Annotated in this window: 16 protein-coding genes; 12 read left to right on the top strand and 4 right to left on the bottom strand. The window is 70.6% G+C overall.

Annotated features, from left to right (window positions below):
* The first annotated feature begins 9 nt into the window (after positions 1–9).
* Both ACZ4TG_RS08375 and ACZ4TG_RS08370 read left to right on the top strand, forming a co-directional pair.
* The gene (locus ACZ4TG_RS08375) at positions 10–363 is read left to right on the top strand and encodes a CATRA system-associated protein (RefSeq protein WP_468160692.1); all 354 of its coding nucleotides are present in this window, start codon (positions 10–12) and stop codon (positions 361–363) included.
* Entirely contained in the window at positions 353–1849 is a 1497-nt protein-coding gene (locus ACZ4TG_RS08370) for a CATRA conflict system CASPASE/TPR repeat-associated protein (RefSeq protein ID WP_468160690.1), read from the top strand. The genes ACZ4TG_RS08375 and ACZ4TG_RS08370 overlap by 11 nt, the downstream gene beginning before the upstream one ends.
* A gap of 40 nt (positions 1850–1889) precedes the next feature.
* On the opposite strand, the gene ACZ4TG_RS08365 is transcribed toward ACZ4TG_RS08370, so the two are convergent.
* The gene (locus tag ACZ4TG_RS08365; protein ID WP_468160688.1) at positions 1890–4631 is read right to left on the bottom strand and encodes a glycoside hydrolase family 2 protein; all 2742 of its coding nucleotides are present in this window, start codon (positions 4629–4631) and stop codon (positions 1890–1892) included.
* A 319-nt stretch (positions 4632–4950) separates the two neighbouring features.
* Here ACZ4TG_RS08365 and ACZ4TG_RS08360 point away from each other — a divergent pair, with 319 nt between their 5' ends.
* Positions 4951–5304: a hypothetical protein gene (locus tag ACZ4TG_RS08360; protein ID WP_468160686.1), complete on the top strand. Its 354-nt coding sequence runs from the start codon at positions 4951–4953 to the stop codon at positions 5302–5304.
* Positions 5305–5360: 56 nt separating this feature from the next.
* Here ACZ4TG_RS08360 and ACZ4TG_RS08355 read toward each other — a convergent pair whose 3' ends face one another.
* Complete coding sequence (locus tag ACZ4TG_RS08355; RefSeq protein ID WP_468160684.1) at positions 5361–6734, bottom strand: FAD-dependent oxidoreductase; 1374 nt, start codon at positions 6732–6734, stop codon at positions 5361–5363.
* A 224-nt stretch (positions 6735–6958) separates the two neighbouring features.
* Between ACZ4TG_RS08355 and ACZ4TG_RS08350 the strand changes: the two genes are divergently transcribed.
* Positions 6959–7666 (top strand): DUF4232 domain-containing protein, encoded by a 708-nt coding sequence (locus tag ACZ4TG_RS08350; protein ID WP_468160682.1) that lies wholly within the window; start codon positions 6959–6961, stop codon positions 7664–7666.
* 18 nt (positions 7667–7684) lie between these two features.
* On the opposite strand, the gene ACZ4TG_RS08345 is transcribed toward ACZ4TG_RS08350, so the two are convergent.
* Complete coding sequence (locus tag ACZ4TG_RS08345; RefSeq protein WP_468160680.1) at positions 7685–8653, bottom strand: hypothetical protein; 969 nt, start codon at positions 8651–8653, stop codon at positions 7685–7687.
* Between the two features lie 200 nt (positions 8654–8853).
* Here ACZ4TG_RS08345 and ACZ4TG_RS08340 point away from each other — a divergent pair, with 200 nt between their 5' ends.
* From ACZ4TG_RS08340 to ACZ4TG_RS08315, 6 genes are all read left to right on the top strand, one after another.
* A complete protein-coding gene (locus tag ACZ4TG_RS08340; RefSeq protein ID WP_468160678.1) occupies positions 8854–9342 on the top strand; it encodes a hypothetical protein in 489 nt (162 codons plus the stop codon).
* 465 nt (positions 9343–9807) lie between these two features.
* On the top strand, positions 9808–10713 hold the full coding sequence (locus tag ACZ4TG_RS08335; protein WP_468160676.1) for a DUF2254 family protein: 906 nt from the start codon (positions 9808–9810) through the stop codon (positions 10711–10713).
* A 358-nt stretch (positions 10714–11071) separates the two neighbouring features.
* Entirely contained in the window at positions 11072–11491 is a 420-nt protein-coding gene (locus tag ACZ4TG_RS08330) for an SHOCT domain-containing protein (protein ID WP_468160674.1), read from the top strand.
* 42 nt (positions 11492–11533) lie between these two features.
* The gene (locus tag ACZ4TG_RS08325) at positions 11534–13447 is read left to right on the top strand and encodes a glycoside hydrolase family 15 protein (RefSeq protein ID WP_468160672.1); all 1914 of its coding nucleotides are present in this window, start codon (positions 11534–11536) and stop codon (positions 13445–13447) included.
* Positions 13437–14111, top strand: coding sequence for a GAP family protein (locus ACZ4TG_RS08320; protein WP_468160670.1), 675 nt, complete (start codon positions 13437–13439; stop codon positions 14109–14111). Before ACZ4TG_RS08325 ends, ACZ4TG_RS08320 begins: the two co-directional genes overlap by 11 nt.
* Positions 14112–14329: 218 nt before the next feature.
* A complete protein-coding gene (locus tag ACZ4TG_RS08315; RefSeq protein WP_468160668.1) occupies positions 14330–14791 on the top strand; it encodes a DUF6325 family protein in 462 nt (153 codons plus the stop codon).
* Between the two features lie 99 nt (positions 14792–14890).
* Here the strand turns inward: ACZ4TG_RS08315 and ACZ4TG_RS08310 are convergent, their stop codons facing one another.
* Positions 14891–15193 (bottom strand): SHOCT domain-containing protein, encoded by a 303-nt coding sequence (locus ACZ4TG_RS08310; protein ID WP_468160666.1) that lies wholly within the window; start codon positions 15191–15193, stop codon positions 14891–14893.
* A gap of 247 nt (positions 15194–15440) precedes the next feature.
* On the opposite strand from ACZ4TG_RS08310, the gene ACZ4TG_RS08305 reads away from it, so the two are divergent.
* The gene (locus tag ACZ4TG_RS08305) at positions 15441–15857 is read left to right on the top strand and encodes a cupin domain-containing protein (RefSeq protein ID WP_468161422.1); all 417 of its coding nucleotides are present in this window, start codon (positions 15441–15443) and stop codon (positions 15855–15857) included.
* A gap of 128 nt (positions 15858–15985) precedes the next feature.
* Entirely contained in the window at positions 15986–17305 is a 1320-nt protein-coding gene (locus tag ACZ4TG_RS08300; protein ID WP_468160664.1) for a flavin monoamine oxidase family protein, read from the top strand.
* Positions 17306–17310: the final 5 nt, after the last annotated feature.

Raw genomic sequence — 17310 nt, 5'->3', positions numbered from 1 at the left:
GGGGAGCCCGTGAACGACTGGTCGGACGCACGCGAGGACGCGCGTTTTGTGCTGGCAGCCGTGTCGCACGACACCGTCGCTGATTCCGGGGCATGGGCCGAGGCGGAGTCCGTGCTCGTGGAGCTGGAGCAGGCGCTGGACGCCGAGGACCCGGACGGCCTGCGGCGCGCCGCGTCCCGGCTCGAAGACTGCGTGGTGGGCGACCGGATGCGGATGGTCGGCGGGCAGGACCCGCGGACGCCCGCCCCGCCCGCGCTGGCGGAGCGGCTCGACCGGCTGGTCGACCGGATCCGGACCGCCGGCGAGCAGGACACCGCCGCACCCGCCGACCCTGTTCGGTCGATGGACGACGATGCCGCTTAACCGCTCGGACGGCCATGCCCTGATCGTCCATGCCTTCGCACACCTGGAGGGAGCCGCCGCGGACGAGGAGAGGGGCGCCGCGTCCCTGACACGGATGTGGTCGCAGCTGCACGACGGGCTCGGCCTGCGCGACTCCGTCCCCGGTCACGGCCCCGCCGAACTCCCCTCCCTGGCACCCCTCCTGCGATCCGGCCCGGCCTCCGGTGCTCGGCTGCTCGCGGCCCGCCAGTGCACGGGGCCGCACGCCGCGCAGGGCTTCGTCTCCCTACGCCACGACGTCATCGGCGTCACCGTGGCGCTGTTCCCGTTCCCCGGCAGCTCTTGGCACGCTCTCCGCGCGCGGTGGGACGCCGCCGTGACACCGCTCCCCGAGGAGATCGCCCTCGGGACGACCTTCCTGTACCGCGCTCTCGACCGCGGAAGTGCCGCGCGCAGGCCCCAGCGGCTGGCGGGGCTGCTCGCCGCGGTTCCCGCACCGGGACGGTTCGGCGGAGCCTGGCGGCGGGCCGCCGCCGGACACCTGGTGCTGCTGTCCGGTGCCCCGGTAACCGGACCGCGGGAGGCCGTCGTCGTCGGGGCGGCGGCGGACGAGGACGCCTTCGATTCCTGGCTCTGGCACGTCGGCCGCACCGGGGCGGCGGCTCCGTTCGCCCGCTACCTGGAGGGCGCCGCCCGGATGCACCACCACGCGGCGGTTCACCGGGACCGGCAGCACGGCGTCCGGGAGCTCTGCCAACGCCTGTCGACCGCCTCGGAACGGTTGGCCGGAATGTGCCGTGACGTCCTCGCGGGCGGCTCGGGGCCCGGCGAGCTGCTGGCGGCGGAGGCCGCGCTCGCCTCCCTGTACGTAGGCGACCAGGGGCTCAGCCAGACGCTGCGGGACCTCCGGGAGATGCGGAGCTCCGTACGGATCACCCTCGACACGCTGGCCGGTGTACTGCCGCCGGACTCCGGAGGCGGATCCGGCCCCGATCAGGAACTCGGGCGCGGCCTCGTCGCGCTCCTGGACGACGACATCGCCCACGCGGAATCGGTCAAGCAGGAGGCGGACGAGATCTCCCGGACCACGGCCATGGTCGTCCAGCAGCGCCTGCACCTGCACCAGCAGCGGACGACCGTCGTCCAGGGGGCGGTGGTCGGATCCCTGCTCATGGCCCTGGCCGCCATCCAGGCGTTCGGCTACCACCCGCCGCTGCCGGGCAGGCTCCACGCACCGCTGATCACCTGGTTGTCCGTGCTGGCCCTGCTGCTGCCGGTGCAGCTGCTGCGCTGGCGGCGCGCGGACGGCGGCCGTCGCCGTGCGAGCTGGTTCGACCGGGCGTCCGTGACCGCGCTGGGAGCCGCGACCGGCTGGCTGGGCGCGTCCGTCGGAGCCTCCGCCTTGACGGGCGTCGCCGCTCCGCCGCTGCTCAGCGCCGGATGCGCTCTGCTGCTCGGACTCGCCGCGCTGCTCGCGGACCGGGCCTACGCCGCGCACGCCGACTGACGACGCCCCGTCAGCGGCCTTGCCGCAGGGGGCCGGCGGACTACGGCCGTGGCGGCGAGGCGAGTACCGGATATGTGACCGTCGGTGTGTTCCATCCGGAGATCCGCAGCCGGGGCGCGGAGCCGCGTAGATCATCGGTCCGGTAAGTTGCCGTCAGGGTCGCCGATTCGCCCGGCCAGAGGCTGACCTGGTTGTCGCTCCACCGGACCGGCAGCACCGGCTCGCCTCGCGCCCCCACCAGGTGTACGTCGGTGAGCAGCGCCGGGGTCCTGCCGCGTCCCGCGTGGCGGAGGGTCACCCTGGTCGTGGAGTTCCCCGCACCGCCGCGGGTCGTCGTGGCGGACGAGGCGAGGGCCACCGGCTCCATCGAGTTCAGCCCGCGCAGGTCGGCGTAGGACGTGGTGGGCGTGTGATACCAGTCGGCGTTCTTGTGGTCGAGCACGTCCGCCTTGTCCGAGAGCCAGTAGACGTTCCGGCTCAGCTCGCGCCCGGCACCGTCCGTCAGCAGCAGCCGGGCGAGGTACGTGGTGGACCGGCCCGGGACGGCCGCGGGAACCGTCAGCGCGGTGGTGCTCGCGCCGCCGCCCCCGACGCGCAGGCCGGTCACCGTGCGGTCGTAGAGCTGTGCGCCGTCCGTGGAGAAGAGCGTCACCCGTGCCGCCAGCCCGGAGGCCGCGGATACCCGGTTGTTGACGACCGACACCGAGCGGTTGTCGTACCCGTACTGGACGTGCAGCGGCTCGTTCGCCTTCTTCGCGCCGAAGTAGGCCCCGCCCTGGTCGAGGTAGCGGTCCACCAACTGCCATTGCAGGGAGGTCCAGCCGCTGTTGAACATCCAGTAGACCACTCCCGTGGACGGTGCGGTGGAGTCCTTGGCGTTGCGCGCGTAGGCCTCGAACTGGGCGCGCACGTTCTCGTACTGGGCGAGCTGCGCCTTGCGTACGTAGTCCTCCAGGCCGGTCGGGGCGCCGTAGCGGCCTGCCAGGGCGGCGCCGTACAGCTTGAGGTCCGCGAAGAGCGCCTTGGGGGAGCGGTGGTACTGGGCGGCGGACGGGTCCTTCCACAGCGTCTCCAGCTCGGCCGGGGACATCATGCGGCGCAGCGTGTCGAGCGTCGGGATGTCCGGGCCGGCGCTCGTCTCGGAGTTGAATCCGGTGGCTCCGCCCTCCCGCTTCTCGTACCAGTAGCCGGGCGGGACCCAGTCGTACGGGCCGGTCATCCGCATCCCGGAACGCCCGGTGAGCGGCGCGGAGGCGGCGGAGGCCGCGGGGACCACCGGGGTCGTCCAGTCGGCGGCCTTGAGCGCTTCCAGGTATCCCTTCTCGATCTCCGCGTTGGGGGCGGCGTCGCTGCCGATCAGGAAGGAGATGACGCTGGGGTGGTGGCGGAGCCGGGCCGCTTCGGCGGCCATGGAGGCCCTGGCGACGAGGTGGTCGGCGGCCCCCCACCTCTCCCCGGCCTCCGTACGGTTGACCTCGCCCTCCCACTTGTCGCAGCACTCCCAGCCGGGCAGCGTCAGGATCCCGTACCGGTCGGCCAGGTCGAAGAACTCGTCGGGCTCGATGTGCCCTTCCAGCCGCAGGGTGTTCAGGCCCAGGTCGAGGGCGTACTTCAGCCGGTCCTCGGTGTACGTGCGGTCCCAGCGCAGGAACGCGTCGGGGGACCAGCCGCCGCCCTTGACCAGCAGCGGGCGGCCGTTGATCAGGTACTGGCGGGCTCCGTCGGCGTTCAGCGGCGCCCGCACGTCGCGGATACCGAACGACGTCAGGGCGGTGTCGGAGGGCGCGCCGTCGACCGTCGCGGTCAGGCGGAGCCCGTACAGCGGCTGCCCGCCCATCGCGGCGGGCCACCACACGCGGGGCGAGCGCAGCCGCAGCGCGGGGTGGTCGGCGGGGGAGAAGACGACGGTCTTCGTCTCGTGCGGGGCCAGGGTGACGCGTCGGCTGACGGCGGCCGGACCCGCGATGCCGGACACCCTGGCGGTGACGGTGAGGGCCGAGTCGTTGCGCACCCGGGCCTTGACGGTCAGGTCGGCCGCGCTCAGCGAGGGCACGGCCAGGGCGGTCAGCACGTGCGCGTCGCGCAGGGCGACCGGCCCGCCGCGGCGCACGGTGACGTCACGGACGATGCCCATGTTCTGGTCGGGCGGCGGCTGGAGCCAGTCGAGCCAGCCCATGGTGAGGTGCTTGCGCGGGTCGTTGGGGCGGATCCGGAAGGCAACCGTATTGGTGCCTGCCCGGACCAGGCCGGTGACGTCGAGCTCGTGCCGGGTGTAGGCGCCGGAGACGGTGCGCGCGGTGGCGACCGGGCGGCCGTTGACGAAGACGTCGGCGGCGGAGATCACCCCGCTGAAGTCCAGGTACGTACGAGCCGTGGTGTCGGCGACGGCGAAGTCGGACCGGTACCACCAGGGCACGGCGAAGTCCGCGGCCGGGATCGACTTCTGCTGGGTGGAGTAGAAGGGGTCGGGATACACGCCCGCGGCGAGCAGGGCGGCCAGGACGGTGGAACGGGGCCCGGCCCGATACCAGCCGTCCGTCCGGTAGCCGGGGCTGGAGACGACTGCCGCCGGATCCGTGACCTTCGCCGTCGACTGGACGGCGTACCCGGCCAGCGCCGTCGTACTGCCCGGGAGCGATGGGATCACGGTCACCCGGGACCCCGCCCGGGGCCCAGGCTCCGCTCCGGCCTGCGGAACCGGAGCCGCCCCGGACGCGCCGGCGGCGAGCGCGAGGGCCAGGGCCAAACCGACGGGGGCGAGGACAAGACGGGAAAGGAACACGGGGCCTCCCGCAGGGCCGGCCGGATCCGTACCCTGCTGAGCGCTGATTGCTGACCGTTGGAGCGGGTGGCGCGCATGGCATTCGGACTGCGGACACCTGCTCCCTGGGGTATATCCCTCCTCGGCTCGGAGTTCCGGGACGCCACGCCAGGGGGCCCACGCCGCCTGGCACCGTACGCGGGATCGCACGATCGCCCGGCTGGCTACGGCGCTGACCTGGCACGGAAACTGCGTGGCCGTCGAGTTCCCGGCGCCGGTATCGTCCGCTCTCAGGCCGGGCCCTACCAGCGGGCCTCCCCGCGTTCAGAGAGCGATTCACATGACCAGCCGGCGAGCAACGACGACCCTCTGGCGCCCCACCGGCCCCCAGGAGCTGGACCTGGTCCGAGAGCTGAACTGGCGCGCTTGGCCGCCTCGGCTCCCCGAGCAGCCGATCTTCTACCCCGTCCTCAACGAGGACTACGCGATCAAGATCGCGAGGGACTGGAACGTGAAGCACAGCGGGGTCGGCTTCGTCACCCGATTTGAGGTCGAGTCGGAGTTCTTGAGCCGGTACCCCGTCCAACAGGCCGGCGGGCGGACGATCCTCGAGTTGTGGGTCCCGGCCGAGGAACTGGACGACTTCAACGCCCACATGGTCGGCGAGATCCAGGTGGTCCACGAGTTCCGCTGAGGCAGGGCGGCTTGGGCCGAGATCGCCGTGTCGGAGGTGAGTTGCCGAGCGCGCGCTCAGTTCGGGATGAGTGCGTCCCACTGGCCTCGGGTCGGGCCGTCGTGCTGCGGCGAGAAGTCCGGGCGGGCGGCCAGCCAGGCGGTGACGTGTCGGTCTACCTCGTCGGAGCCGTAGGCGTCGGGGGCCGGTCGCAGGAGATGGCGGACCTGGGCTCGGGCTCTCATGACGACGGGGTCGTCGAAGGCGCAGGCGGCCAGGGCCGCAGCCCGCCGGTCCGAGAGGGGTGAGCCCTCTGCGAGGCGTTGCTCGTTGGCGCGGTCGGCCGTCACCTGCGCGTCGAACCACGGGCGGAGGGACTGTGCTGTCCAGGTGTGGTAGCCGGTGGGGTCCGCGGCGATCTGGTCGGCATGGGCGGCGAGGTACTGGGCGGCGCGCAGACCGAGGGCCACCCCGTGGCCCAAGGTGGGGTTGGTGTGGATGAGGCTGTCCCCGGTGTTGACCAAGCCCGTGACGACAGGTCCGTCATCGTCGGCGAGGGCGGTCCAGCGGTTGTCCAGGCCGGCCATCGCCAGGACGGCTGACTGCGGTTCGGGAGCCAGGTCGAGCCAGGCGGCGGTGGCGGGGAAGCGGCGGGCGGCGGCCTCGAACACGGCGGGGTCGGTGAGCGCGCCGCGGGTCGGATCACCCGTGGAGAGCACCAGGTGCAGCGCGAAGGTGTCGTTGTCGGAAGGGAAGACGCCGGCGAGCGCGAACGGTGAGGCCGAGCCGGTCTTCACCCGCCCGGGGTCACGAGGACCGCCGGCACGCAGTCGGTACCAGCGGCACAGATAGGCGATCCCGGTGCGGTGGCTGTCGATCACGGGCGGGCGGCAGCCGGCCGCGATCAGCCAGGCGGGAACCGGCGAGCGACGACCGGACGCATCGACGACGAGGTCCGCCCGGTGTGTTTCAGCGCCCACCTGCACGCCGGTGACCCGGGCAGGGGAGCCCTCCTCGATGGTGAGGGCGCGCACCCGGCAGCCGCGCCGTACCTCGACGGTGCGTTCCCGCCGTACGGCCGCGGTCAATGCGGCCTCCAGGACGATGCGGCGGGTGCGCAGGGTCACCAAGTCGTCATCGCCGGTCCGATGCGGCGGATGCTCACCGAACCAGTCGAAGTCGTGGTACTCCCGGGCTCCGCGTGCCAGCAGGTCCGCGTAGACATCAGGGGTCTCGGCGCGCAACACGGTGCGCACGGGCGCGAGGAAAGAGTGGGGCTGGACGGCCTGTGGGGCTCGGGGCCTGGACCAGTGGAAGAAGTCCCGGTTCAGGTCCTTTCCGGCCTCCCGCGCGTCCTGCTCGAACAACGTGACCCGATGGCCCCGCCGGCCGAGCATGAGCGCCGTTCCCAGCCCGCTGATACCGCCACCGACCACCGCAACCCGCGCCACTTGAGCTCCCCTTCGCGTCGTGTTGCGGAACGAGGCTACTACTCGGTGATCTTCGGTCGAGAGCCGGGGCCGCCGTCGCGGGGGTTCCCGCCCCGCCCTCACGACGGAACCGTCACCGCCGCATACGAGAGCTGTAACGGTCCTCGCGGGAGCGTGAATCCGAAGCCACGGCGGGCATCCTGTCCAGACCAATCCCAGTACGTCAGCAGCCACGGGGGCTCGTGATGCGCACTTTCCCCAGGTCCACCCACGCCCGGACGCTCGGCGCCCTCGGCCTCGCCGCCGCCGCGCTCCTGGCCGCTACGGCCTGCGAGCCGAGCGACGACAAGGCCGGCGCCACCCCGCCGCCGAAGTCCTCCACCTCACCTACCGCCTCCCCTTCCGCAGCGCCTTCCGTCTCCGCGTCCGCGCCGGGCGTCCCCTCGGCCTCCGCGTCCTCTGCCGCGCCGGGCCGTCCGGGCGAGGCCGAGGGCGACCCCAAGGGCATCGACGGCAACTGCCCCGACGACTACACCGAGGTCAAGGTGGAGTGGGCCGTGCCACCCGCCAAGGACGACTCGAAGGTCCTGCTGACCGTCACCAACACCAGCACCACGCCGTGCAAGCTGCGGACCCATCCGGTACTCCGGCTGGAGGACGGCAACGGCCGGCTCGTGGGGGTCTTCGCGAACTCCAAGCCGCAGACGGAGGTGACCCTCGCCCCCGGCAAGGAGGCGTACGCGGGGCTGCTCCTGCGCCAGAGCAACAAGGACGTCAGCACCCTCGTGAAGAACATGGCGCTCGCGCCGCACGGTCAGCGCCCGGACAACAACACGGGCGAGGGCGTGCTCCTGGAGATGCCGAAGGGCGGCGTGTACGTGGACGACAAGGCCCGTGTGACGTACTGGAACAGCAGTTCCGAGGCCGCCGTGTCCCCGCTGTTCGCCCACTGACGCGGCTGCCTGACCGCCTCAGGTGCAGCTCGAATCCGGGTGGTCGTGGGTGAGGGCACAGATCATCTGTTCGCCGCGCCGGTGGTCCGGATAGGCCGTGAGCAGTTCGGCCTTGAAGTCGTTCCACTGGCGGGTCGTCTCGGCGGTGGCGCCGGAAACGGCGTGGGTGAAGTTGTCACCGGTTTTCGAGCGGTGGGATGCGGCGGTGTCCTTGTTCAGGCCGCGGTTGTGCGTGATACGACCGGCGCAGTCAGCGGCTTTGACGCCGGTGGAATCGAAGTCGGAGTAGCAGCCGGTGGCGAGGTCCACGGGTATGCGGGTGCGTGCGTCCCGGGTCCAGTCGGCGTCATTCATGGTGCTGTAGCGGCGGATGTCGAGGAAGGGGGCGACATCGGTACGTGCCAGTCCGGGAGGGTCGGTGAGGCCGACCGGACCGGGGGCGGTCCGGTCGGACCAGTTCGAGTGCGAGTAGAAGTCCTGGATCTGGTGCCAGCTGCGGCCGAGCTCTTCCAGGACGTTGCACTTGGCGCGGTTGGGAGTCTCCTGCCATGCGCAGTGGGAGGACAGGTCGCTCTGGTCGGCCCGGACCTTGCCGTCCTTGTCGACGAGGCCGTCGGCCGCCCGGACCGCGTTGCGGAAGTGGGCGACGGAGGTACGGATGCAGGCGAGGAGCTCGGTGGTGGCCTCGTCCCGGCTGCGGGGATAGTCCTGGACGTAGCGGGGGGCGAGGTAGTCGGCGTTGTCGCAGTGCAGAGGGCCGAGGAGGAAGTATCCGCCGTGGTCATTGGCATTGACCGCCCCGTCGCGGGCATCGGCCATCTCGGACAGCGTGAGCGGCTCCCAGGGGAGGGCCGCCCGGGTGATGTTCTCGTGGTTGGCGCCGGTGAATGCGTGCGCGGGGCCGGACGGCACAGCGATCAGGGCGATCGCGAAGACCGACGTAGCGGTCGTCCACGCCGCCAAGCCGGGCAGCAGGCGGTATCGCATGCGACGCTCCAGTCGTACGAGTCGTACGTCTTGGTGCAAGCCTAACTCTGCGTGCAGGGGGCGGCGTGTTTTGACACAGAACGGAACCGGTCCCACGGGAACCGTGCACCGTCCGCTGGGTGTGGCGGGGAGGCCTGCGGCGGGTTCCACTGTGAATGTGGAAGCGTGCGCCCGGCGCGCAGCGATGGAGGACGGTCGACATGGCGGACAGCCATCAGGTGCTGCTGATCTCGTTCACCGATCGGGAGGCCAGCCGTGCGGCGTTCCAGGAGGCACTGACGCTGCCGGGGCTGCGTCAGGCGTCGATCTTGGAGCGCTCCGCCGAAGGGTTGCTCGACGTACCGGAGACCCACGTGCAGGGGGCCGGCAGGCGGACCGCGGGTGGTGGGCTTGCCGGTGGACTGATCGGCCTGCTGGGTGGACCGCTGGGTGTCGTGCTGGGCGCCGCAGCGGGCGCGGCCCTGGGCGGCGCAGTGGAGAACGAGGAGCTGCTGGAGGACGGCGCGGGACTGATCATGCTGAGCAGTCGCATCGATGAGGGCTCCTCCTTGCTCATCGTCGACGTGGACGAGGCCACGCAAGGGCCCGGGGACGAACTGGCCCGGCGCCACGGCGGGACCCTGGAGCGCATGCCCGAGGAGGAGTTCGCTGCGCAGGTGCGTGCCGCGGAGCGCGCGGCAGAGGAATAGGGATCTTGGGCGGGGACCCGTCGGCGCTGGACCGGCCGACGGCCGGGGCCCCCGGGTCGGAGCCGGGAGGCCGCGATCCGCCCCGTGCGGGATACGACCCTGGAGGAGGCCGGATGCTCCGATCGGCTGACGGCGCCCACCGCGGGGCGCGGGTAAGGCGTCGGCGCGGCGCGCTGCTCCGGCGGCCCACGCGCGCCTTGCGCAGAGGCCTGTCCCAGCTGCTGTGCGCGATCGCCGGGCTGGTGCTCGGCCTGCTGGCTCCCCTGGTCACGGCGGGACCGCAGGTAGCCGCCGGGCGGGTGGTCAGCGTGCTGTTCACCATCGGCTTCGGCGTCATCAGCCTGGTGAGCATCATCTACTCGATGCTGTTCCTGGTCGTGCAGTTCTCCGCGAGCACGTTCACGCCGCGCCTCGGCCTGTTCCGCGACGAGCCGATCGTCTGGCGGGCGTTCGCCTTCCGTCGGCGTGTTCGTCTTCTGCATCACCTCGGGCCTGGCCCTCGGCACCCGCGAGAGCGTCTCCGCCTTCGTTCCGTGCGCCGCGATGCTCCTCACCCTGATCGCCCTCGTCCTGATGCGGACGGTGCAGATGAAGGCGTTCGACTCCATCCAGCTCGGCCACTCGCTGACCGCGATCACCGCCCGCGCGCACCGCCTGTACGACGCCCTGTACCTACGCCCGTACGCCCCGGAGAGCGACACCCCCGCGCAGACCGTGACGGCCGGCGCGGGGATCGCGGTCCGCTGGGCGGGACCGCCAGGAGTGCTCCAGGACATCGACGTGCCCGCCCTCGTGGGCCTCACTCAGGAACACGACTCCTCGGTCGCGTTCCGCATCGCGCCGGGCGCGACCCTGACGGGGGGCATGGTGCTCGCCGAGGTGACGGCGGACGGTCCGACGGAGGCGGCACTGCACGCGGCCGTGTCGACGGGGGTCGAGCGGACCTTCGGCCAGGACCCCGAACTGCCGTTCCGGCTCCTGGCCGACATCGCACTCCGGGCCCTGTCCCCGGCGGTGAACGATCCGGCCACGGCGGTGGAGGCCTTGGACCGTCTCGAGGACCTGCTGACCCGCCTCGCCGACCGTGACCTGGACATCGGCCGGTTCACCGATTCGGCCGGACGGCTGCGGGTGAGCATCCCGGTGCCCGGCTGGGACCAGTACGTCCGGACCGCCGTCGACGACGTCGTCTTCGCCGCCGCCGGATCCCCGATGGCCCTGCGCAGAATCCGCGACCTGCTGCACAGGCTGGCGGAGCGGACCCCCGAGTCCCGGCGCGCCGTGGTGTACGACCGGCTCCAGTGGGTCGAGCGGACCGGCAGCGAGGCGTACCCGCTCGTCTGGACAGGCACCGACGCGGGGGATCGGTAGCCCGGGCCGGAACCGCCCCCGGCGGCGTTCGGCTCGGCGGCCGTCCGTTCCCGCCCGCGTGGCGCCCCCCGGGCGGGGAGCCGAGAATGAGAGGGCGGGACGAGATCCGTGCGAGGTCACCCGCAGAGCGGTGGGAGAACACGGCAATTCATCCCGGGGGCGCTCGAGAACCCGCCATCGCGGCCGCAGCGAAGAGGAGACGCGCAGGCTCGCCCGCCATGCCTCAGGAATCCAGGTGTCGGCACGGCCGCTGGATGTTCACGCACGTAACGCGACCACTGATTCCGCGACCACTGATTCTCAGACGGACTCTTTCCAGGACCCGCAGGGCCCGCCAGAACCAAACAGGAGACCGGCCATGCAGAACTCGCTGCTCAACCTGGCAGAGGACTACGACTTCCCGCTGCTCAACATCTTCTGGACCATGATGCTCTGCTTCCTCTGGGTGCTCTGGTTCATGCTGCTCTTCCGCGTCATCGGCGACATCTTCCGTGATGACGAGATGAACGGCTGGGGCAAAGCGGGCTGGACCGTCTTCGTCATCCTGCTGCCCTACCTCGGCGTCTTCGTCTACCTGATCGCCCGCGGGCGCGGGATGGGCGAGCGCGAGCTGAAGCGGGCTCACCGGCAGGAGGAGGCCTTCCGCTCCTACGTGCGCGAGAGTGCCGGGACCACCAACAGCGCCGAGGAACTGTCGCGGCTGGCCGAGCTCAAGAACCGCGGCGACATCACGGCGGCCGAGTTCGAGCATGCCAAGGCCAAGGTCCTCGGTTCGTGAGAGCCGGTGCCAGACTCCGCTGAGCCTCCTCAGGGAGGGCCGATGCGCCCCTACCCGCCGATTGCCGAGCACGGCCTGATCGGGGACCTGCAGACCTGTGCCCTCGTCTCGTCCGAGGGCGTACTGAACTGGTTCTGCTCACCCCGGTTCGACTCGCCCAGCATCTTCGCGAGCCTGCTCGACGCCAGCCGGGGCGGCTACTTCGCCATCACCGCCGACGCGCCACCCGTCTCCGGCAACGAGCCGCCGAGGGGCGCCGAGGTCGTCACCCGCCAGCTCTACCTGGCCGACACCGCCGTCCTCATCACCCGCTTCCTCACACCCGAAGGCGTCGGGGAGGTCGTCGACTTCATGCCCGTCCGCGATCCGCACACCGTCACCGACGTCCACCAGGTGGTGCGGGTCATGCGCGGCGTACGCGGAACCGTGCGCTTCAACCTGGAGTGCCGCCCGCGCTTCGACTACGGCCGGGCACCGCACGACCTCACCTTCGACGGCGCCACCGCCCGCTTCGACGGACCCGGCACCACCGCCTACCTGCAAGCCCTGGGGCCAGTTGCCCTGGAGGCCGACGAGAGGGACGTGCGGGCGACCGTGACCCTGGGCGAGGGTGAACGCGCGGCCGTCCTTCTCACCGTCTGCGACGCGGGCAGCGTGGCCCCGCCGCCGGTGAACGTGGGCGACATGGTGGAGGAGTTCAACACCGTGCGCGATTTCTGGCACGGCTGGACCGGCCGCTGCACGTACCGCGGCCGCTGGCAGCAGATGGTCAACCGCTCCGCGATCACCATCAAGCTGATGACGTACGCCCCCACCGGCGCGCCGATCGCCGCCGCGACCATGGGCCTGCCGGAGCAGGAGGGCGGGGAGCGGAACTGGGACTACCGCTACACCTGGGTCCGCGACGCCTCCCTGTCGGTGCGCGCCATGCGCGACCTCGGCTTCACCGACGAGGCCAGCGCCTTCCGCAGCTGGCTCATCCAGCGGCTGAGGGACGGCGGCGCTCCCAACGGCGAACCCCTGCAGATCATGTACCGGGTCGACGGAGACCCGTACCTGACCGAGGAGGTCCTCGACCACCTGGAAGGGTGGCGCGGCTCGGTACCGGTACGTTCGGGCAACGGCGCCGCGGACCAACTGCAGATGGACATCTACGGCGAGGCCGTCTACGCCCTTGCCCAGGCCGGCCAGGTCAGCAACGTCATCGGCTACGACGACTGGCAGCGCTGCGCCGCCCTGCTGGACTGGCTCTGCGCGAACTGGGACCGCCCCGACGAAGGCATCTGGGAAACGCGCGGCGGGCAGAAGGACTTCACCTACAGCCGCCTCATGTGCTGGGTCGCCCTCGACCGCGGCATCCGCCAGGCCACCGCCACCGCCCGCCCGGCCGACCTGCCCCGCTGGACCGCCGCACGCGACGCGATCCTCGAACAGATCATGACCCTCGGCTGGAGCGCGGAACGGCAGGCATTCGTCCAGGAGTACGACAACACCGTCCTGGACGCCTCCCTGCTGCTCATGCCCCTGGTCGGCTTCATTCCCCCCAAAGACCCGCGCTGGCTGTCCACCCTCGACGCCATGGACGCCGAACTCGTCTCCGACAGCCTCGTCTACCGCTACGACCCGGAAGCCTCCCCGGACGGACTGGAGGGCTCCGAGGGCACCTTTTCCCTGTGCACCTTCCTGTACGTCTACGCCCTCGCCAGGGCCGGCCGTGTCCATCAGGCCCGCTACGCCTTCGACAAGATGCTCACCTACGCCAACCACGTCGGGCTCTTCGCCGAGGAGGTCGGCCTGACGGGCGAACAACTCGGCAATTTCCCCCAGGCCTTCACCCACCTCGCCCTCATCACCGCCGCCCTGGCTCTCGACACCGAACTCGACCAGGCCGCGGCCCGGTCCGTTCCTCCGGCGGGAAGGGCGCATGGGGGAGGGGTGGGCCGCGATGGTGCTTGACCTGCTCCTCATCGGCTTGGCCGTGACGCTGTTCCCCCTGCCCATCATGGCCTTCGTGCTGGTGGTGTCCGCCCCCCGTGGGGTGCGCAAGGGGCTGGCGTTCATCATCGCCTGGCTGGCCTGCCTCGTGGCCGTGATGGCGATCGTCCTCCTGCTCACCGGCGGGCAGCCGCCCCCGCCCCGCTCTCCGCCGTCCATGGCGGCACTCGTGGCCACGCTGATCATCGGTGTCGGCCTGGTGGTCTACAGCGAGCGCCGTCGCCGGCGCAGCCGCCGCACCGCTACCACTGCGGATTCCCCCGCACAGGATTCCTCCGGGTCGTCCATGACTTCCCGGATGGACGACGCCACCGGATGGTCCGCAGCAGCCCTCGCGGTGCTGCTCCAACCCTGGGGGATGGTCGGCGCCGCTGCTGCCACCGTCGTCCAGGCCGACCTCTCCCACGCAGAGTCCTTCCTGGCCCTCATGGGTTTCTGCATCCTGGCCACCTCCACCTTGCTGGCCATGGAGCTGTACATGGTGTTCGCTCCCCAGAAGGCCCAGCACGCGCTGCTGAGCCTGCGCGCCTGGCTGGAACGCCACAAGGACCCGGCGATCGTCGTCACCTGCCTCCTGCTGGGACTGTGGCTCGTCGCCCGAAGCCTCTACCAGCTCACCGGCTGACACGGATGCCGTGCACCGTCGCCACGGTGCCGACGATGCGGTGCGGACGATGCGGTGCGGACGATGCGGTGCGGACGATGCGGAGGTGCGGTGCCTCACGGCGGATGCTGCAATGAGAACAGAGCTGTGTCGGCCCCCGGCGCGATCTCGTCGTCCGCGGAAGGCACATACCGCGGACACCCCCGGGCCACCGCTCCAGACATACACAAGGAGTGCTCATGAGCGACGACATCGAAGACATGGGCCCCGTCGACTACCTGGTCGTCGAGTTCCCCGGAAACCGGATGACGGGCGAGGCGTTCCCCCTCCTGATCGACCTGGTGGACAAAGGCCTGATCCACATCCTCGACCTCCGTTTCGTGCGGAAGGACGCCGATGGAACCGTCACCGCCCTGGAACTCACAGGACTCGACGACGGGGACGCGACGGGGCTTTCCGTCTTCGAAGGCGCGTCATCCGAACTGCTCGGACAGGACGACCTCGACGAAGCCGGCAACGCCCTTCAACCGGGCAACGCGGCCGCGATCCTTGTGTACGAGAACCGCTGGGCCGCCCCCTTCGCCCGTGCTCTGCGCCGCAGCGGCGCACAGATGGTGGCAAGTGGCCGCATCCCCGTGCAGGCCATCCTGGCTTCCCTCGACGCGGAGGAAGCAGCGGAAGGCGGCCAGCTGCCCCAGTGAGGGGGTACGCGGTCCGAAGACGACCCCCGCTTCGGACGCACTGCTCCGGCACCGGTTCTCGACCGGTGCCGGAGCAGTGCGTTATCACCTGAGGTCTGGTCAGGTACCGAGCAGTCTGCTCTTCTGCTCCTCGAACTCCGCCTCCGTCAAAATGCCCTGCTCCTTCAGCGCTCCGAGCTCCTTGAGCTGATCGATCTTGCTGCGCATGTCGTCCGCGGCAGGCGGAGCGGCGGCCGGTGCGGGTGCGGCGTATTGCTGCGGGGGCGGAGCGTATTGCTGCTCGGCTTGGCTGTCCTGCTCGGCCCACCGGCCCGCCTGGCGCCGCGAAACACGGTTGGAGACCGCCGTCGCCGTACCGGCGACCACCGCGGTGCGCGCTATTCCTCGAAGAAGACCACCCACGTCATGCTCCCTTGCTGACGGGGCCGGCCCGACAGTCCAGCCGCCGGCCCTCCACTGCTTTCCAGCATCGCACTCGCGGCCGGAGCTCGCCGCGCCGCAGCCGCCTGGCGGCGAGGAACTGCTCGAACGCAAGCAGCGCAAGGACCGCACCGAGGTCACCTTCGTCCTGCCCGGCAAGAGCGTGCACTCCTTCCGCTACCTGGCCGCAGGCGACTACTGGTTCAACGAAGGGAACGCCGACCGGCGGATGGGCTCGAAGCCTGGAACGTGGGTACGGTGGTGGAAGGGGCACGTTTTCGGCCTGCTTCCCGAGGAGGGATCCATGACGAACACCGCGGGTTTTGCGAGTTCATCTGTGACGGCCCAGTCGTGGGAACCCTATTTCGAGGACGGCCGGGAGACGGGGGAGATCCACTGGCTCGCCCAGACGGAAGGGGGCCCGCTGTCGGGCCTGTGGAGGATCGGCCCGGAGGAAGGCGCTGAGTTCCCCTACAAGCCCGCGGCCAGCGACACATTCCATGTGATCGAGGGCGAGGCGGAGCTGGAAACCCCCGAGGGCGAGCGGATCGATCTCGTTGCCGGAGGCATCTATGCATTCCCGGCCGGGTTCACGGCCATCTGGAGAACACGGTCACCGTTCGTGAAGTTCTTCGTCGTGGCCTAGGGGCATCCCCAGATCAAGATCGTGGTTGACCTGATTCTCCACGATCAGAGCGTGGCGCGCGACCAGCTGCTGCCCATTCCCGGAAAGTGGCCCGCGAGTCAGGTGAGACGACTCCAAGGGAGCAGATCATGGCGACGTCAGATTCCGAAGTGGATGTCGTGATCGTAGGCGGCGGATTCGCCGGTGTGACGGCTGCGCGTGAATTGTCGGCGCGCGGGCGCCGCGCGGTGCTGGTGGAGGCGCGTGACCGGCTGGGCGGCCGGACCTACACCAAGGACCACGACGGGCATCCCATGGAGTTCGGCGGTACGTGGGTACACCCTCTGCAGCCGCACGTGTGGTCGGAGATCGACCGGTACGCGGTCGAGACCGAGACGTTCCCGGTGCTGGAGGGGCTGCGGCAGGCGGTCGTCTCCGATGGCCGCGTCGTGGACTTGTCCGACGACGATGTCGAGCGGGCACTGGAGGCGTTCGACCAGTTCTGTGCCCCGGGCATGACCCTGTTCCCGGAGCCGTTCCTGGAAACCGTGGGTCCGGACCCGCAGGGCCTGGGCAAGAGATCGATGCGTGATCAGCTCGACACCTTCAAGGCCGCATCTCCGGAGCTGCGCGACTGGGTGGAGGGGATGTGCAGCCTGGTCGCGTTCGGCCCGCTCGATCAGTCCGGTGCGACCGAGATCTTCCGGTGCTACGCCCTGGCTGGGTACAGCGCCGCCCAGGTCATGGCCGCGCTGTCGGCAACGAAACTGGTGAAGGGGACACGTGAGCTGATCAACTCGATCGCCGGGCAGGCCACGCTGGCCGACATCCGGCTCAACTCGCCCGTGCGGCGTGTCGTCCAGACCGACGGGGGAGTGCGGGTCGAACTCGACAGCGGCGAGGCCGTCAGCGCGCCGACTGCGCTGATCGCGCTGCCGATGAACGTGCTGAACAGTGTGGAGTTCGAGCCTGGCCTGTCCGAGATCAAGCGGACCGCGTCGGCCGACCGACACGTGGGTGCCGGCATGAAGGCCTTCGTACGCGTGAAGGGCGACATCGGCAACGTGAGCATCGTGGCTCCTGAGGCTCAGGCGGTCAATTATCTGGTGACCTACGACCACGGCCCGGAAGGCTCGTGGCTGATCGTGTTCTCCGCCAACCCGAAGAAGCTCCAGATGACCCAGTTCGACGACACCCAGGGCATGCAGAATGCGCTGCAGCCGTTGCTCTCGGGCGTCGAGGTGGAAAGCATCGTCGGCTGGGACTGGGCCAACGACCCGCTCGCGCTCGGCACATGGTGCATCTTCAGGCCCGGACAGCTGGCGAGCGTGCTGCCGGACCTGCGCACGACCGAAGGGCGGCTGTTCTTCGCGGGCGCCGACTCGGCGATCACGTGGCGCGGCTTCATCGACGGGGCGATCGAGAGCGGTTACCGCTCCGCCCGCGACATCGACAACTACCTGACCTGAGACGA

The organism is Streptomyces sp. NPDC028314 (assembly GCF_055565795.1).
The sequence above is the reverse complement of the archived record's forward strand: the minus strand, read 5'-3'. Positions and strand labels throughout refer to the sequence as shown.

Bases quoted from the DNA above. Each gene is read 5' to 3' on its own strand.
- ACZ4TG_RS08370 (WP_468160690.1), top strand. From the start codon at position 353: ATGCCGCTTAACCGCTCGGACGGCCATGCCCTGATCGTCCATGCCTTC.
- ACZ4TG_RS08360 (WP_468160686.1), top strand. From the start codon at position 4,951: ATGACCAGCCGGCGAGCAACGACGACCCTCTGGCGCCCCACCGGCCCC.
- ACZ4TG_RS08350 (WP_468160682.1), top strand. From the start codon at position 6,959: ATGCGCACTTTCCCCAGGTCCACCCACGCCCGGACGCTCGGCGCCCTC.
- ACZ4TG_RS08345 (WP_468160680.1), bottom strand. From the start codon at position 8,653: ATGCGATACCGCCTGCTGCCCGGCTTGGCGGCGTGGACGACCGCTACG.
- ACZ4TG_RS08340 (WP_468160678.1), top strand. From the start codon at position 8,854: ATGGCGGACAGCCATCAGGTGCTGCTGATCTCGTTCACCGATCGGGAG.
- ACZ4TG_RS08330 (WP_468160674.1), top strand. From the start codon at position 11,072: ATGCAGAACTCGCTGCTCAACCTGGCAGAGGACTACGACTTCCCGCTG.
- ACZ4TG_RS08325 (WP_468160672.1), top strand. From the start codon at position 11,534: ATGCGCCCCTACCCGCCGATTGCCGAGCACGGCCTGATCGGGGACCTG.
- ACZ4TG_RS08320 (WP_468160670.1), top strand. From the start codon at position 13,437: ATGGTGCTTGACCTGCTCCTCATCGGCTTGGCCGTGACGCTGTTCCCC.
- ACZ4TG_RS08315 (WP_468160668.1), top strand. From the start codon at position 14,330: ATGAGCGACGACATCGAAGACATGGGCCCCGTCGACTACCTGGTCGTC.
- ACZ4TG_RS08305 (WP_468161422.1), top strand. From the start codon at position 15,441: ATGGGCTCGAAGCCTGGAACGTGGGTACGGTGGTGGAAGGGGCACGTT.
- ACZ4TG_RS08300 (WP_468160664.1), top strand. From the start codon at position 15,986: ATGGCGACGTCAGATTCCGAAGTGGATGTCGTGATCGTAGGCGGCGGA.